The sequence below is a fragment of the Vreelandella indica genome, from assembly GCF_037070225.1.
GTDB lineage: Bacteria > Pseudomonadota > Gammaproteobacteria > Pseudomonadales > Halomonadaceae > Vreelandella > Vreelandella arctica.
Genome location: NZ_JBANSO010000021.1, coordinates 51,787 through 66,171, shown reverse-complemented (window position 1 = coordinate 66,171; position 14,385 = coordinate 51,787). Strand labels below are relative to the sequence as shown.

The following is a 14,385-nucleotide window of genomic DNA, read 5'->3' as shown; positions in this document are numbered from 1 at the left end:
AACCGTCGTAATTGCGTAATATGGTGACATAAATATAAATAGCAAGCAGCTAACATTGCGCCTTCCAGCGGCGATGTAGCTCGATTAATGCTCATAATTCCTCTATGCTGCAATGCACAATGAAGCTGGTTGTATTTCTCGTAAGGAGTCAATAATGGTACTTGCCGATAAAGTAATCGCCGTCACCGGTGGGGCGCGTGGGTTGGGTTATGCCATGGCGCTGCGCCTGGGTAAGCAGGGTGCACGCATGGCGCTGTTGGATATGAGCGCTGAAGCCCTTGATCAAGCGGTATCAGCACTTTCTTCAGAAGGTGTCGATGCGCAAGCCTTTGTAGTGAATGTGGCAGAAGAGGCTTCTGTGACTCAAGCGTTTGCCGATATTGCTCAGCGTATGGGGCCGATCAGCGGTTGCGTTAATAACGCGGGGATTACTCAGGATGCACTACTGGTAAAGGCCAAAGAGGGGCAAGTGGAAAAACGCATGTCGTTGGAGGCATGGCAAAATGTCATTAACGTCAATTTAACCGGCGTTTTTCTGTGTGGTCGCGAGGCTGCCACGCAGATGATTGAAGCAGGGTATGAGGGTGTGATTGTTAATATCTCCAGCATTTCCCGAGCAGGAAATATGGGCCAAAGCAACTATGCCGCTGCCAAAGCAGGCGTGCATGCGCTGACGGTTACCTGGAGCAAAGAGTTAGCGCGCTATGGTATTCGCACCGGCACCGTGGCCCCAGGGTTTGTGGCTACCGAAATGACCGCCTCGATGCGTCCCGATATGCTGGAACGTATCTCATCAAGCGTGCCGCTAAAACGCCTGGGTGAGCCGGATAACATTGCTCAAAGTGTTGCGTTTATCCTTGAAAACGACTACTTCACCGGGCGTATGATTGAGTGCGATGGTGGGTTGCGGCTGTAGCATTTACTTGCTGTAACCAGAATGGGCGGCCAAGCATGGCCGCCCATTAGTCGCTCTTAAAAGATCGTGATTAAAAGGTCGTACCTAAAAATAATCGCGACTAATCTCTCGCTGAAAATACATCTCCAAGCGCAGTGTCATGGCCCAGCGTGGGTCATAGCTAACATCGCGTTGAAAATGCAGTTCCGGAATCACATCGGCAAATAAAATCCCTTTATGGATGTCCCGGCGATAGCGTGTTTGCAGGTAGTAGTTAGTCATGCGAGGATTTGAAGCGCTTTCGCCGATGGCAATCGCCGAGTAGCGCAGTGCGCTGCGGCGGTTAATGCGGTGATTGATTTCGGCAATTTCACTGTATTCCAGCTTATCTTCCTCTTCACGCCACTGAACCGTAGAAATAAACCGCAAATGGCGGCGTTCGCTCAATTGGCGGCCGATATCCCAGCGCGTTCGTGCCGAATAGCCTTCATTGTTAAACCAGGAAACACGGTTGTTCGACTCAAGCTGCCAAGGCCCTTCACCAAGCTGCCATAGCCGTTCGCTGGTAAAGCGAACATAAGGATCCAGAGGGAGACGCAGACGAATACCAGCGCCAACGCGGTTGCTCCAATTTTCGCGCTTGTCACGACTTTCTAGCCAATCCAGGCCTAACGTAGAGCTACGACGGTCGCGCTGGTCATTGGCAAGACGCCCTGATCCTTGCTCTTCAAGAGTACCTTGCGACTCTTCAGGATCGCTTTCGATAACCAGGCGTAAGCGTTCTTCAGAGGTAGGTAGATCGATACGGTAACGAAGTGAGGTATCGCCACGTGTACCATCACCTTCCATCCAATCGATTTCTTGACCAAAACGAAGATAAGACTCGTTTTTAGTCTGCATATGGTCGTCGGTGCCAAAGAAACCATCAATCCGGCGTGACGTGTTATCTACCCAATTGCCGACACTTTCGCGAAACGGTTCAACGCGTTCTTCTGCCCAGGCAGGCAGATCACTGTCATCCTCTTCGGCATAAGCGCTAGCCGCTACCGTGATCATTATGCCGAGCCAGCAGAAGGTTAGAATTTTATGCATCGAATGGTCTCAATTAAAAGTGCTCGCTGTTCAATGTCAGCTTTGCAAAGGTAATGGTTTAACGTGCTTTATGAGTCTCGATCTCTTTTGCCCATTCAAGTACACGCTTACGTTGGCCACGGCTATTGAGTCGGTCTGTATCAACGCTAGCCGGAATAAGCTGACGATTGGGCGATGCATCTAGGTCAAGATTAAAAGAACGCGAGGCGCCGGTAGGCATATCTTCAGAGCCGTAAATGGCAATGACACGAATTTCGAGCTGTATATTCTGCTCATGGAGCAGGCTGTCATCAATTTCCCAATATTGCTTAACCTGATTGACAATGTCGCCAAACGACTGAATATTAAGATAATCCCCCGACGCTAACGGGCCCTGGTGGGTGCGATAGCTGGCTTCCTGTTTTTCGCTGCCGTGTTGCTGGTACTCCACCACATCCAGAGAGTAACTCTTTTTTTGAGTATGCAGCACCGCCACAAGGTGTTGAACATAGATTGCTTCGCTGCTCATATTGCTGATTAAGCAAATAGCATCCACACCAATCCCTTTACCACGGTTAATGATCACACGAGGGCGACGTTGGCGGACATAGCCGTTATAAAGCAATTGGGCATAGAAAACCCAGACGAAGAGGGTGCAAATACTTGCTATTGCCGAGATGGCTTGGGCATTATCGTTGAGCCATTCCATTGTTAGAGATCCTTCTCATAGTTATTGGAGGTAATCATTGGCGATAGTATTGGCGTCAATTACTTGCAGTAAGCCATTTCACATTGAGGCATTGACGAGTATCCAATTAGTCGTTTTAACAGAGCCTAGCGGAAAAGTGGTGCTAAGTCAGCCTGTTAAAAGTATGTCATTCGGCAAATGCCAAGCACGAAAAAAATGGCATTGAGCCATTAATGATTTAAAGCCAGGAGTAAAAACGCAAAAAAAAAGCCTTAATATTACCTAAGCTAGGCAGGTATTAAGACATTTTGAAAGGGGGAAATAACGTTAACTGCTTCAAAACTAACAAGTAATTGGTGCGGATGGGGAGACTCGAACTCCCACACCTTACGGCACTAGAACCTAAATCTAGCGTGTCTACCAATTCCACCACATCCGCTAAGACGAGGCGTATATTATCAACTTCGTGATAGAAGTCAACCATGAGTTTAATATTAATATCTCTATTGGGGAGAAGGCATGAATGTAAAACAATGGCTACAGCGTGGCGGCCATTGGCTAAAGCAGGCCATGCCTGGCTATTGCGCCTTTTGTTTGGCCCCCGCCTTGGCGGGGCGGGGGTGGTGCACCGTCTGTTTAGTCGGGCTGCCGTGGAACCTAAATGCCTGTCGACAGTGCGGTGACCCTGTTTCCCATGGGGCGAGCTTGTGTGGTCACTGTTTGATTGACCCACCGGCATTTTCGACCACCCAGGCGGGGCTTTTATATCAGGGACCTATTAAAGCGCTGGTACATGATTTTAAATTTCACGCCTCCCCGCGGGCGGGCACGTTGTTAGCGGAGTTAATGGTATTAACGCCGCCGCCTACCCAAGCAGACGCACTGTTGTCGGTACCTATGCACCCAGCGCATGCTCGTACACGAGGATTTAATCAATCGCAGTGGTTAGCCGAGAGGCTCAGTCGCCATCTTGATATACCATTAGTGTCTGCCAAGCGAGTGAAGGATTCCCCCTCCCAGCGGACGTTAAACCGTCGTCAACGGGCTGCTAATTTGGTGGGCGCCTTTGTGTTTGAAACGACGCCACCAGCGCATGTGTTGATCATAGATGATGTTGTCACCACAGGCTCAACGGGTCACGCACTGGCGCGCGCGGCGCTAGAGGCGGGCGCAGAACGTGTGGATATTTGGGCGACTGCGCGGACACCCCTGGGCAAGGATTGATAGAATAGTGCTTTAGCCTAATCACAAGCATTTTTGCCAACCCAGGAGTGACCGATGTCACACCCGTTTAGCTCACTTTCGCCCGACCTAGTGATGTCTGCAGTAGAGTCGCTGGATGTTTGGCCCGCCGGTGAGCCCTTTGCGCTGAATAGCTATGAAAACCGTGTGCTGTTGTTTCGCGATGACGACGGCAAAAACTGGGTTGTTAAATTTTATCGGCCTGATCGCTGGTCAGACGCGGCGATTCAAGAAGAGCACGATTTTTTACAGGAGCTCGCTAGTCAGCAGGTGCCGGTAGTTGCGCCTTGGCGTGATAGGGCGGGTGTCTCGCTACACTATTTTAAAGCATATCGATTTGCACTGTTTCCCCACTGCCCAGGCCAGGCACCAGAGTTAGATAACCCATCGCACTTATTTGCCATGGGGCAGGTGTTAGGGCGGTTGCATAAAGTGTCGGCCAAAAAAACGTTTCAGCACCGTCCTCGGCTAGAAATGGCGAGTGGTATTTTAGATGCCCAGCAGCGAGTGCTGGCCAGCAATTGGATGAACCGTCATCAGCGCCGGGCTTACGATAATGTCATTGAAAAGGTGCATCAGCAGCTTGTAAAACATACGGTGCCCGCCAGCAGCATGATTCGCTGCCATGGCGATTGTCATTTGGGCAATGTGCTGGGGCGTGATGAGGACTTTACGCTGGTCGATTTTGACGACTGCATCATGGCGCCTGCTATGCAGGATATTTGGATGCTACTGCCCACGGATGACCCCCAGGGGTGGCGATCATATCTAAGTGAAATTACCGAAGGGTATGAGGAAACCTGTTCGTTTCCTACTGATCAGATGGCGTTGATAGAACCACTGAGAAGTTATCGTTTAATTAGGCACTCAGCGTGGCTGGTTTCTCGCTGGGATGATCCTGCTTTTCCCCGTGCTTTTCCCTGGCTGGCGGATAGTGGCTATTGGGATCAGCATATCCGCCAATTAGAGCAGCAGTGCCTGCAGTTAGACAATCCACGCTGGCTGGCGTAAATAGGGGCGATTTAATCTGGAACGGCCTCTTCGCGGGGCACGGGGTTGGCGACGCCTTCTCCGTCAGCTTGGCGGCGTTGCTCGTTCAATTCTTCAGAAGGGTTGTCCTGCTCTTTAATCTCTAGGGACTCATTCAGCGTGAGAACGAACGTTTGCCCAGGAGAAAGCGTGCATGGAGTGCCTTCGCACGCGATGCCGTATTGACCATCTTCGGCATACGCGCTGGCGCTGAATTCACCTGTAAAAATATTGCTGTCAGCATCGTGTGTTTCAATGCAGGTGGCATCTTTAGTGGTAACACGAATGCGCTCATCGACTAATTGGGCATTGCCCACGATGACGCAATATTCAGGCAGCGAGTGCGAAGCTCTCTCAGCTTGAGTGGGGTGCAGCAATATGTCGTTAAGGCGTGCTTGGTTTGACTCAAAGGTAAGCTCTTCAACAACCTCAACGCCAACGGTCGCTTCATTGGGCAGTGAAAGTGTCGCTTCTGCGGCGAAAGAAGGTAGCGGCGTGGTGAAATAAAAGGGGGCCGCGATGGCGGCTAACCAAAAGGGCGTTGGCTTAAATGACATGGCGAACTCTCAATGGTGGTGCCTGAAATAAAGGCAATCAATAATAATGATTTATCATAGCACAGGCCCCTAGGTTGCAAAGTGAGCACCGCGGCGCTCTGCCGCAGTTAGAGAAGCCAACAGCAGGCGAGATGCGGTAAAATAATGAAATTAACTAATATTTGTTGTGCGTTTTTTATGAAAAGTATACTTTTTGTACAACTTGGGTAGAGAAAGACGTTGGTTAACGTCCCTCTAGTAGTCGTTTTACTTTTTTCATGCGCAAAGGGTTAGAGACCTAGGTGACCGTTTGGACGCGATTGCGCACGGTTTTGATACAGTTTTTGAAGAGGCTTAATATGTCCGATGATATCGCCGAGCACTATCGCCAGATAATTTCAGCACTTGGCGAAGACCCGAACCGTGAAGGGCTACGAGATACGCCGAAACGTGCAGCCAAGGCTATGCAGTTTTTGAATGCAGGCTACTCTCAGTCGTTGGACGAGATCGTTAATGGTGCGGTGTTTGAATCGCAAACGGATGAAATGGTGTTGGTGAAGGACATTGAGCTCTACTCAATGTGTGAGCACCACCTGCTGCCATTTATCGGTAAATGCCACATTGCCTATCTGCCTAACGGCAAAGTATTAGGATTGTCTAAGTTTGCCCGTATTGTCGATATGTTTGCGCGCCGTATGCAGATCCAAGAAAATTTAACCCGTGAGATTGCAGATGCCGTTCAGGAAGTGACTCAGGCAACGGGCGTTGCTGTGGTCATTGAGGCGCGCCACCTCTGCATGATGATGCGTGGCGTAGAGAAGCAAAATTCCAGTATGACATCATCGGTAATGCTGGGTGGTTTTCGTAGCAACCAGGCGACCCGGCAAGAGTTTTTAATGCTGATTAACTGATTTAACTGTCGTTAATTAGCGAGTAAAGCACGCGGTAAACTTGGTCTAAAGGGGTGTTTCGTCTTAGCATGAAGAGGTTAATGAGCCTATAAGGCCATCATTTTGGTCAGGAGTCTGTCATGGAAGCGCTTAAAGAAACACAGCTGTATTGCCCCTTTGCCTATATAGACGGTAGTTGGGTCGCGGCGGATAGCGGCGAGCAGATCACCGTATTGAACCCGGCAACCGGCGAAGCGATTGGCGATATTCCCCGCTTGGGAAAAGTTGAGACCGAGCGGGCGATAGACGCGGCGGATGCTGCACTACCGGCGTGGCGTGCCCTTACCGCTCAGGAACGAGCGGATTTGCTGTTGAAATGGCACGATCTGATGATGGAGCATCAGCAGGATCTCGCCATGCTGATGACCTACGAGCAGGGTAAGCCGCTCAAAGAAGCGGCGGGTGAAATTGCCTATGCGGCCAGTTTTCTGCGCTGGTTTGCCGAAGAAGCGCGGCGTGTTTATGGCGAAACCATTCCTGCCGCTAAAGCTAACCAGCGCATTGTGGTGACTAAGCAGCCCGTCGGTGTTGTGGGGGCTATTACGCCCTGGAATTTCCCTGCGGCGATGATTACCCGTAAGGCAGGTGCGGCACTAGCAGCAGGCTGTACGATCGTGGTTAAACCTGCTAGCCAGACGCCGTTTTCAGCCACTGCGCTCGCGCTATTGGCCGAGCGTGCTGGCATTCCCCGCGGTGTATTCAATGTGGTGCCCGGCAGTGCCAGCGATATTGCCCAAGCCATGACCCAGTCGCCCAAAGTGCGCAAGATTACCTTCACTGGCTCGACCGAAGTAGGCCGCAAGCTGATGGCGCAAGCGGCGGAACACGTACAGAAAATCTCGCTAGAGTTGGGCGGTAATGCGCCGTTTATCGTGTTTGAAGATGCCGATTTAGACGCCGCCGTAGAAGGCGCCATGGCCGCTAAATTCCGTAACGCCGGGCAAACCTGTGTTTGCACCAATCGCTTTCTGGTTCAGTCCAGCGTGATTAACGCCTTTTGCGAAAAATTAGCGGTTGCCATGAACAGCGAGCTGCATGTCGGCGATGGCACTAAGCCGAATATTAATATCGGTCCGCTCATTGATGGCAATGCGGTTAAAAAAGTCAGTGAGCATGTGCAGGACGCCATCGATAATGGTGCAGAGCTGTTGTTGGGCGGGCATCCGCACCCGTTGGGCGGTAACTTCTTTACGCCGACGCTGATCAGTTTTGCGACCGACAAGATGAAAGTGGCCCACGAAGAGACCTTCGGTCCGCTCGCGGCTGTCTTCCCGTTTGACGATGAAGAGACCGCGATTGAAATGGCCAACGATACCCAGTATGGCTTGGCTTCTTACTTCTATTCGCGTGATCTCTCCCGCGTATGGCGCGTCGCCGAAGCACTTGAGTACGGTATGGTCGGGATTAATACCGGCGCCATTTCTAACGCTGCTGCGCCGTTTGGGGGTGTCAAAGCCTCAGGCTTAGGCCGTGAAGGCGGCCATCAGGGCTTGGAAGAGTACCTTGAAACCAAGTATCTATGTATTGATCTTGGCTGAGCCCTAAGTGTTCTTTTTTAAGTAAGACTGGGTGAAAAAAGCCCTCATCAGCGCGCTGCTGATGGGGGCTAGTTTTTACGGTATCAGTTTGATGCCGATAGTGTGGCTAAACGTCGTGGCTACTCTTAGTGGCGGAAGTGGCGCATGCCGGTAAACACCATGGCAATGCCTGCTTCGTTGGCGGCGTCGATCACTTCCTGGTCGCGCATGGAACCCCCCGGTTGAATCACGGCGGTAATGCCTGCGGCTGCCGCGGCATCAATGCCATCGCGGAACGGGAAGAAGGCATCAGACGCCATCACTGATCCGGGCACCGAAAGACCTTCGTCGGCGGCCTTAATGCCGGCAATTTTAGCCGAGTAAACGCGGCTCATTTGGCCTGCGCCAACGCCCACGGTTTGGCCCTCTTTGGCATACACAATGGCGTTGGATTTGACGAACTTGGCCACTCGCCAGGCAAAGGCCAGATCACGCAGCTCCTGTTCGCTAGGGGCGCGCTGGCTGACCACTGTCAGGTTGTCACGGGTGACCATTCCGTCGTCACGTTCCTGCACCAGTAACCCGCCGTTGACACGCTTAAAGTCCAGCGCAGGCTGCTGCTCGCCGGGCCAGTGAGCGCTGACGTCCAGCAAGCGTACGTTTTGCTTATTCGCCACGATGGCAGCGGCTTCATCGCTGACCCCTGGGGCAATAATTACCTCGACAAACTGGCGATCAATGATCGCCTGGGCTGTTTCGGCGTCTAGCGGTGTATTGAAAGCGATAATGCCGCCAAACGCACTGGTAGGATCAGTGGCAAAGGCTTTGTCGTAAGCGGCTAAGGCGGTTGCGCCAATGGCGACGCCGCAGGGGTTGGCGTGTTTAACAATCACGCAGGCTGTCTCGTTAAAGGCTTTTACACACTCAAACGCAGCGTCAGTATCGGCGACATTGTTATACGAAAGCGGCTTGCCTTGGAGCATTTTGGCAGTAGCGACACTGGGCTCGCTCGCCTGGGGGTCAACGTAAAAGGCTGCCTGCTGATGCGGGTTTTCGCCGTAGCGCATGTCCTGCTTTTTCGTTAGCTGCAGGTTAAAAGTGCGTGGGAAGGTCTTATCGCTAGCATTCACTTGGCGACCCAGGTAGTCAGCAATCGCGCCGTCGTAGCCAGCGGTGTGTTCAAACGCTTTTACTGCTAAATCAAAACGCGTGGCGCGACTCACCTGGCCATCCTGGGCGGCCAACTCACCAAGTACCCGCGCGTAGTCACTGCTATTGACCACGATAGTGGTGTAGGCGTGGTTTTTAGCGCAGGCGCGTACCATGGTTGGGCCGCCGATATCGATATTTTCAATCGCATCTTCCAGCGTGCAATCAGGCTTGGCTACCGTCGCGGCAAATGGGTAGAGATTGACAACCACCATGTCGATCGGGGTGATGTCGTTCTCGGCCATAACCGCATCATCCTGACCACGGCGCGCCAGGATGCCGCCGTGAATTTTCGGATGCAGCGTTTTTACCCGGCCATCCATAATTTCGGGGAAGCCGGTGTGTTCAGACACTTCTTTCACTGCAATAGCATTTTCCTGCAGCAGGCGGAAGGTGCCGCCAGTGGAGAGCAGTTCAACACCGTGCTCCGTCAGGCCGCGGGCAAATTCTACAATACCGGTTTTATCAGAAACGCTCAAAAGAGCGCGGCGGACGGTGGTGGCGCTACTGTCAGTCAATGAAGAACTATCAGCCATGAGAGGATTATCAGCCATGAGAATGCTCGTATGCAGAGTCGAGAATAGAAAATAATAACGCCCCAGAGTTATGGGGCGTCACCTTCGATAAGTCCGTATTGCTTGAGTTTTTTACGCAGGGTGCCGCGGTTCAAACCGAGTACATCCGCGGCACGGGTCTGGTTGCCGTCGGTGTGCTCCAACACGCAGGCGAGTAACGGCGCCTCTACTTCGGCCATCACCATGGCGTAAAGGTCGCTGGCTTGGCTGCCGTCTAAGTGTTCAAAGTAGCGGCGCATTGCCGTTTCAACAGCCTCTCTAAGTGGCTGTGGCGGTGAGCTAGCAGCCGGGTCCGCAAGCGTGCCCGTTAAATGGGAGTAGCTCTCGCTGGAACGGGTGTCGCTAGAAGAATAGGTGTCGCTAGAGAGAAGATCGCGTTCGGTCATGCAGCATGGCTTCCTTTGGCTAGCAAACGTATGGCAGCACCGGGGGCCATCACGTCGTTGATCCAATCAAATTGCGTTTCAGGTGACGCTAACGCATTGAACTGCTGCTTAAGCGCGCGCTGCTGAGGCTGCGTAAAGCGTGGGTCGTCGCTGAGGTACCAGCCGACATGTTTGCGTGCGATACGCACCCCCATGGTCGTGCCATAAAACTCATGTAACGCCTCGACATGCCCGTGTAGCACGTGCTGGCGCTCCACAAGGGTGGGTAGCGCCAACCGTTCCCCATGCTGAAGATAGTGGTTAATCTGTTGAAATATCCACGGGTTGCCCTGAGCACCACGGCCTACCATTACTGCATCAGCGCCGGTATAAGCGAGTACCTCGGCGGCTTTTTCCGGGCTTGTTATGTCGCCGTTGGCTATCACCGGTATCGAGAGGTGAGATTTTATCTCAGCAATCGTGTCGTACTCTGCCTGTCCAGTATAGCGCTGCTGGCGGTGACGGCCATGTACGGCGAGTGATTGAATGCCTGCTGACTCAGCTAAGCGGGCAATTCGCAGGGCATTGTTTGATTCGGCACACCAGCCGGTGCGAATTTTCAGCGTTACTGGAATGTCGACCGCTGAAACTACTGCGTCAAGAATCTCGGCAACCAAGGCTTCATCGCGAAGTAGCGCCGACCCAGCGGCTTTGTTGCAGACTTTTTTCGCGGGGCAGCCCATGTTGATATCGATGATCTGCGCCCCCAACTCTGCATTTAGCCGCGCCGCCTGCGCCAGCATTTCAGCATCGCCACCGGCGATTTGTACCACGCGCGGGTCGGGCTCTCCGCGATGGTCCATCCGTAGCTGCGATTTACGCGTGTGCCATAAGCTGGGGTCTGACGTCACCATTTCACCCACCACCCAGCCAGCCCCCAGCCGCCGACACAGCTGGCGAAAAGGCCGGTCGGTGACGCCGGCCATGGGCGCGAGAATTACCCGGTTGGGTAATGCATACGTCCCAATGGTGACGGGCTCATCGGTGGCTAGTGCATTGGCTACAGTCATGGCGTTAGGCTTTATGTGTGCTGGGCTAGCGGCGAGTAGGCGATTCAAGGGGGCGTATGATACGCCTACTCGGTGATGGGGTGAAGGCCGTTTGCCGCTTTAACGCGGACGCTGGCCGTTAAGTCGCACCCAGCCTTCGCGAATCACTGGCTCTTCCATGGTGATTCCCTGTGCGGCATAGGCTTCATAAACCTCATTTGCCTGGTTCGCCAAGATGCCGGATAGTGCAATGCGGCCGCCAGGGGCCACGTGCCCGGCAATCATTGAAGCAAGCTCGACTAGCGGGCCCGCTAAAATATTGGCGGTCACAACAGGATAGCCGCCGCCATCGCTTAACTGCTCAGGGTAGTAGAGAGTTAAGTCCGGCTCGGCAATACCGTTACGCTCGGCGTTGTCGCGGCTGGCTTGGAGTGCCTGCGGATCAATATCGGTAGCATCAGCATGGCTAGCGCCCAGCTTGAGCGCGGCGATAGCAAGAATGCCGGAGCCGCAGCCCACATCCAACACGGTCTGCTGTGCTAAGTGCCCAGCCACGGCCAGTTCATCCAACCACTCCAAGCACAGCGCGGTGGTCGGGTGCGTGCCCGTACCAAATGCCAGGCCGGGGTCGAGAATCAAATTAACGGCGTCGGCATGGGGCGGTTCGTGCCAGCTTGGTACGATCCACAGCCGCTGGCCCATCTGCAGCGGTGTGAAGTCATCCATCCATTCCCGCTCCCAGTCCCGGTCAGCCAGTAGCTCATATTCGATGGCGGGGCAGGGCTCCTCAGGCATCTGTTCGGACCATGCCGCCTCAATACGTTCCAACATGCTTTCGACGCCCTCTAGGTCATCGTAAAGGCCGGTTAGAATGGTGTCTTCCCAGAGCGGTGTGGTGCCACGTTCTGGCTCAAATACCGGATCATCGTGGGCATCCTGAAGGCCAATCGCTGTCGCGCCTTCACCAAGCAGCAGTTCTTCGAGAAACTCTGCTTGTTCAGGGGCGACATGGGCTTTGAGTTGGAGCCAGGGCATGGAGAGTCTCCGCAGGGCGAATTAAAGACAAATACAGTCAAGACAGATTCAGTAAAAACAAAGACGTTAAAGACAGAGACGGGGTGGACATGGCCACCCCGCTGGGCATCACTCTTAGCGCTGGAAAGCGTTTGCAGCGCGATTAGCTGCTGAGCTTCTTTTCCAGGTAGTGAATGTTGACACCACCTTGACGGAAGTAGCTATCGCGAACCAAATCTTTTTGTAGATCGATATTGGTTTTAATACCTTCCACCAATAGCTCGTCGAGAGCATTGCGCATGCGCGTCAGCGCTATTTCACGGTCGGCGCCCCAGGTGATCAGTTTGCCGATCAGTGAGTCATAGTGCGGAGGCACGGTGTAGCCAGTGTAGAGGTGGGAGTCCATACGGACACCCAGGCCACCCGGCGCATGAAACAGCGTTACCTTACCAGGCGAGGGCATAAAGGTGCGTGAATCTTCAGCGTTAATCCGGCACTCGAAGGAGTGACCGTTGAGCTTTACATCTTCCTGGCGAATCGACAGCGGCAGACCCGAGGCAATGCGCAGCTGCTCTTTAACGATATCGACGCCGGTGACCATCTCGGTAACAGGGTGCTCTACCTGAACGCGGGTATTCATCTCAATGAAGAAATACTCGCCGTCTTCGTACAAGAATTCAAAGGTGCCTGCGCCACGGTAGTTGATCTTAATACACGCTTGGCGACAAGCTTCTAGCACTTGAGCGCGGGCTTCCGGATCAAGGCCTGGTGCAGGAGCTTCTTCAAGCACTTTCTGGTGACGGCGTTGGAGTGAGCAGTCGCGGTCATAAAGATGAATCGCGTTGCCCTGACCATCCGCAAGCACCTGAACTTCGACGTGGCGCGGTTTTTCGAGGAATTTCTCCATATAAACCGTGCCGTCACCAAAGGCGGCGTGGGCTTCAGTGCGAGTAACGGTGATGGCCGAAAGCAGGTGGCCTTCGGTGTGTACCACACGCATACCGCGACCACCGCCGCCGGAGGCTGCCTTAATGATGACCGGATAGCCAATGCGACGCGCAGTGGCTAAATTGGTCGCATCATCGTCACCCAAGGGGCCGTCTGAGCCTGGAACCGTGGGAACGCCCGCTTCCTTCATCGACTGGATAGCACTAACTTTATCGCCCATCAGGCGAATCGTCTCAGCGCGGGGGCCAATAAAGGTAAATCCCGAGCGCTCAACCTGTTCGGCAAAGTTGGCGTTTTCAGACAAAAAGCCATAACCGGGGTGAATAGCGGTCGAGTCAGTGACTTCGGCTGCACTGATCAGGGCCGGGATATTTAAGTAAGACTGCGCTGACGATGCCGGTCCAATACACACGGCTTCATCCGCCAGGCGAACATGCATGAGTTCACGATCAGCTTTGGAATGTACCGCTACGGTTTTAATGCCCAGCTCTTTACAGGCCCGTAGGATACGGAGGGCAATCTCGCCGCGGTTGGCGATAAGTACCTTGTCCAGCATGGGAGAGTCCACCCGTGTTGAAAATGAAGAATTAAGCGATGACGATCATGGGTTGATCGAATTCGACCGGCTCACCATCTTCTACCAGGATGGCTTCCACCACGCCGTCGCGGTCAGCTTCAATCTGGTTCATCATTTTCATGGCTTCAATAATACAAATGGTGTCGCCTTGCTTGACGCTATCACCGACTTCTACAAACGACTTGGCGCCCGGCGCTGGGCTGCGATAGAAGGTGCCTACCATCGGGGAGTTAACTGCTTCACCACGGTAGCTTGTGCCTTGGGGCTCAGCTTCAGCAGCAGGTGCTGATGCCGGAGCAGGCGCTGCTGCATAGCCAGGCTGCTGCTGTGCGTATTGCGGCATGGGCTGTGGCTGCCACGAGGCGCCATTAGGGTGGCGGCTGATACGAACGGACTCTTCGCCTTCCTGAATTTCAATCTCGCTAATATTGGACTCTTCGAGCAGCTCGATCAGTTTCTTAACTTTGCGGATATCCATGGCATAGCCCCATCAATGTCATAAAAGAAGATTATGAGAAATAATCACACAGCAATCGTGACCTATAGGCGGGTTGCTGTGCGGCGCTGCGCGATTCATCTATAGGCGCAGTAAACCAAATTTAAAAATGAGGAGAACGCTGCATGTTAGCGAACGTTACCCCGTTCTCACCCCTAAAAAAGGAAGTTTTTAGCTAATATGGGAGCGGAGTTTGCCGAAAAAGTGCCAGGATGTCCAGCGAC

General features: G+C 53.2%; 14 protein-coding genes and 1 tRNA gene. 5 read left to right on the top strand and 10 right to left on the bottom strand.

What is annotated here, in order from left to right; all coding sequences use genetic code 11:
- The first annotated feature begins 154 nt into the window (after nucleotides 1-154).
- Entirely contained in the window at nucleotides 155-916 is a 762-nt protein-coding gene (locus tag V8L71_RS14820) for an SDR family oxidoreductase (protein WP_336274596.1), read from the top strand.
- Between the two features lie 84 nt (nucleotides 917-1,000).
- On the opposite strand, the gene V8L71_RS14815 is transcribed toward V8L71_RS14820, so the two are convergent.
- The 3 genes from V8L71_RS14815 to V8L71_RS14805 form a co-directional block, all read right to left on the bottom strand.
- Nucleotides 1,001-1,987, bottom strand: coding sequence for a hypothetical protein (locus V8L71_RS14815; protein WP_336274595.1), 987 nt, complete (start codon nucleotides 1,985-1,987; stop codon nucleotides 1,001-1,003).
- Nucleotides 1,988-2,045: 58 nt separating this feature from the next.
- Nucleotides 2,046-2,675, bottom strand: a complete 630-nt coding sequence (locus V8L71_RS14810) for a hypothetical protein (protein WP_008956437.1) — start codon at nucleotides 2,673-2,675, stop codon at nucleotides 2,046-2,048.
- Between the two features lie 333 nt (nucleotides 2,676-3,008).
- Nucleotides 3,009-3,093, bottom strand: a tRNA-Leu gene (locus tag V8L71_RS14805).
- 80 nt (nucleotides 3,094-3,173) lie between these two features.
- Here V8L71_RS14805 and V8L71_RS14800 point away from each other — a divergent pair.
- Nucleotides 3,174-3,878: a ComFC family protein gene (locus V8L71_RS14800; RefSeq protein ID WP_336274594.1), complete on the top strand. Its 705-nt coding sequence runs from the start codon at nucleotides 3,174-3,176 to the stop codon at nucleotides 3,876-3,878.
- Between the two features lie 54 nt (nucleotides 3,879-3,932).
- Complete coding sequence (locus V8L71_RS14795) at nucleotides 3,933-4,907, top strand: serine/threonine protein kinase (protein ID WP_336274593.1); 975 nt, start codon at nucleotides 3,933-3,935, stop codon at nucleotides 4,905-4,907.
- An 11-nt stretch (nucleotides 4,908-4,918) separates the two neighbouring features.
- On the opposite strand, the gene V8L71_RS14790 is transcribed toward V8L71_RS14795, so the two are convergent.
- Entirely contained in the window at nucleotides 4,919-5,482 is a 564-nt protein-coding gene (locus V8L71_RS14790; RefSeq protein WP_336274592.1) for a hypothetical protein, read from the bottom strand.
- Nucleotides 5,483-5,820: 338 nt separating this feature from the next.
- Here V8L71_RS14790 and folE point away from each other — a divergent pair, with 338 nt between their 5' ends.
- Both folE and V8L71_RS14780 read left to right on the top strand, forming a co-directional pair.
- Nucleotides 5,821-6,372: a GTP cyclohydrolase I FolE gene (folE, locus tag V8L71_RS14785; RefSeq protein WP_008956433.1), complete on the top strand. Its 552-nt coding sequence runs from the start codon at nucleotides 5,821-5,823 to the stop codon at nucleotides 6,370-6,372.
- 119 nt (nucleotides 6,373-6,491) lie between these two features.
- Nucleotides 6,492-7,949, top strand: coding sequence for an NAD-dependent succinate-semialdehyde dehydrogenase (locus V8L71_RS14780; protein ID WP_101147171.1), 1,458 nt, complete (start codon nucleotides 6,492-6,494; stop codon nucleotides 7,947-7,949).
- A gap of 125 nt (nucleotides 7,950-8,074) precedes the next feature.
- On the opposite strand, the gene purH is transcribed toward V8L71_RS14780, so the two are convergent.
- From purH to accB, 6 genes are all read right to left on the bottom strand, one after another.
- A complete protein-coding gene (purH, locus tag V8L71_RS14775; RefSeq protein ID WP_336274591.1) occupies nucleotides 8,075-9,691 on the bottom strand; it encodes a bifunctional phosphoribosylaminoimidazolecarboxamide formyltransferase/IMP cyclohydrolase in 1,617 nt (538 codons plus the stop codon).
- 50 nt (nucleotides 9,692-9,741) lie between these two features.
- Nucleotides 9,742-10,098, bottom strand: a complete 357-nt coding sequence (gene fis / locus V8L71_RS14770) for a DNA-binding transcriptional regulator Fis (RefSeq protein WP_336274590.1) — start codon at nucleotides 10,096-10,098, stop codon at nucleotides 9,742-9,744.
- A complete protein-coding gene (dusB, locus tag V8L71_RS14765) occupies nucleotides 10,095-11,147 on the bottom strand; it encodes a tRNA dihydrouridine synthase DusB (protein ID WP_336274589.1) in 1,053 nt (350 codons plus the stop codon). The genes fis and dusB overlap by 4 nt, the downstream gene beginning before the upstream one ends.
- 99 nt (nucleotides 11,148-11,246) lie before the next feature.
- Entirely contained in the window at nucleotides 11,247-12,161 is a 915-nt protein-coding gene (prmA, locus tag V8L71_RS14760; RefSeq protein WP_336274588.1) for a 50S ribosomal protein L11 methyltransferase, read from the bottom strand.
- 142 nt (nucleotides 12,162-12,303) lie between these two features.
- On the bottom strand, nucleotides 12,304-13,644 hold the full coding sequence (gene accC / locus V8L71_RS14755) for an acetyl-CoA carboxylase biotin carboxylase subunit (protein WP_008956427.1): 1,341 nt from the start codon (nucleotides 13,642-13,644) through the stop codon (nucleotides 12,304-12,306).
- A 31-nt stretch (nucleotides 13,645-13,675) separates the two neighbouring features.
- The gene (accB, locus tag V8L71_RS14750; RefSeq protein WP_176303548.1) at nucleotides 13,676-14,143 is read right to left on the bottom strand and encodes an acetyl-CoA carboxylase biotin carboxyl carrier protein; all 468 of its coding nucleotides are present in this window, start codon (nucleotides 14,141-14,143) and stop codon (nucleotides 13,676-13,678) included.
- Nucleotides 14,144-14,385 lie beyond the last annotated feature (242 nt).

Excerpts from the sequence above, each read along its gene's own strand:
- V8L71_RS14820 (WP_336274596.1), top strand. The coding sequence starts at position 155 with ATGGTACTTGCCGATAAAGTAATCGCCGTCACCGGTGGGGCGCGTGGG.
- V8L71_RS14815 (WP_336274595.1), bottom strand. The coding sequence starts at position 1,987 with ATGCATAAAATTCTAACCTTCTGCTGGCTCGGCATAATGATCACGGTA.
- V8L71_RS14810 (WP_008956437.1), bottom strand. The coding sequence starts at position 2,675 with ATGGAATGGCTCAACGATAATGCCCAAGCCATCTCGGCAATAGCAAGT.
- V8L71_RS14800 (WP_336274594.1), top strand. The coding sequence starts at position 3,174 with ATGAATGTAAAACAATGGCTACAGCGTGGCGGCCATTGGCTAAAGCAG.
- V8L71_RS14795 (WP_336274593.1), top strand. The coding sequence starts at position 3,933 with ATGTCACACCCGTTTAGCTCACTTTCGCCCGACCTAGTGATGTCTGCA.
- V8L71_RS14790 (WP_336274592.1), bottom strand. The coding sequence starts at position 5,482 with ATGTCATTTAAGCCAACGCCCTTTTGGTTAGCCGCCATCGCGGCCCCC.
- folE (WP_008956433.1), top strand. The coding sequence starts at position 5,821 with ATGTCCGATGATATCGCCGAGCACTATCGCCAGATAATTTCAGCACTT.
- V8L71_RS14780 (WP_101147171.1), top strand. The coding sequence starts at position 6,492 with ATGGAAGCGCTTAAAGAAACACAGCTGTATTGCCCCTTTGCCTATATA.
- purH (WP_336274591.1), bottom strand. The coding sequence starts at position 9,691 with ATGGCTGATAATCCTCTCATGGCTGATAGTTCTTCATTGACTGACAGT.
- fis (WP_336274590.1), bottom strand. The coding sequence starts at position 10,098 with ATGACCGAACGCGATCTTCTCTCTAGCGACACCTATTCTTCTAGCGAC.
- dusB (WP_336274589.1), bottom strand. The coding sequence starts at position 11,147 with ATGACTGTAGCCAATGCACTAGCCACCGATGAGCCCGTCACCATTGGG.
- prmA (WP_336274588.1), bottom strand. The coding sequence starts at position 12,161 with ATGCCCTGGCTCCAACTCAAAGCCCATGTCGCCCCTGAACAAGCAGAG.
- accC (WP_008956427.1), bottom strand. The coding sequence starts at position 13,644 with ATGCTGGACAAGGTACTTATCGCCAACCGCGGCGAGATTGCCCTCCGT.
- accB (WP_176303548.1), bottom strand. The coding sequence starts at position 14,143 with ATGGATATCCGCAAAGTTAAGAAACTGATCGAGCTGCTCGAAGAGTCC.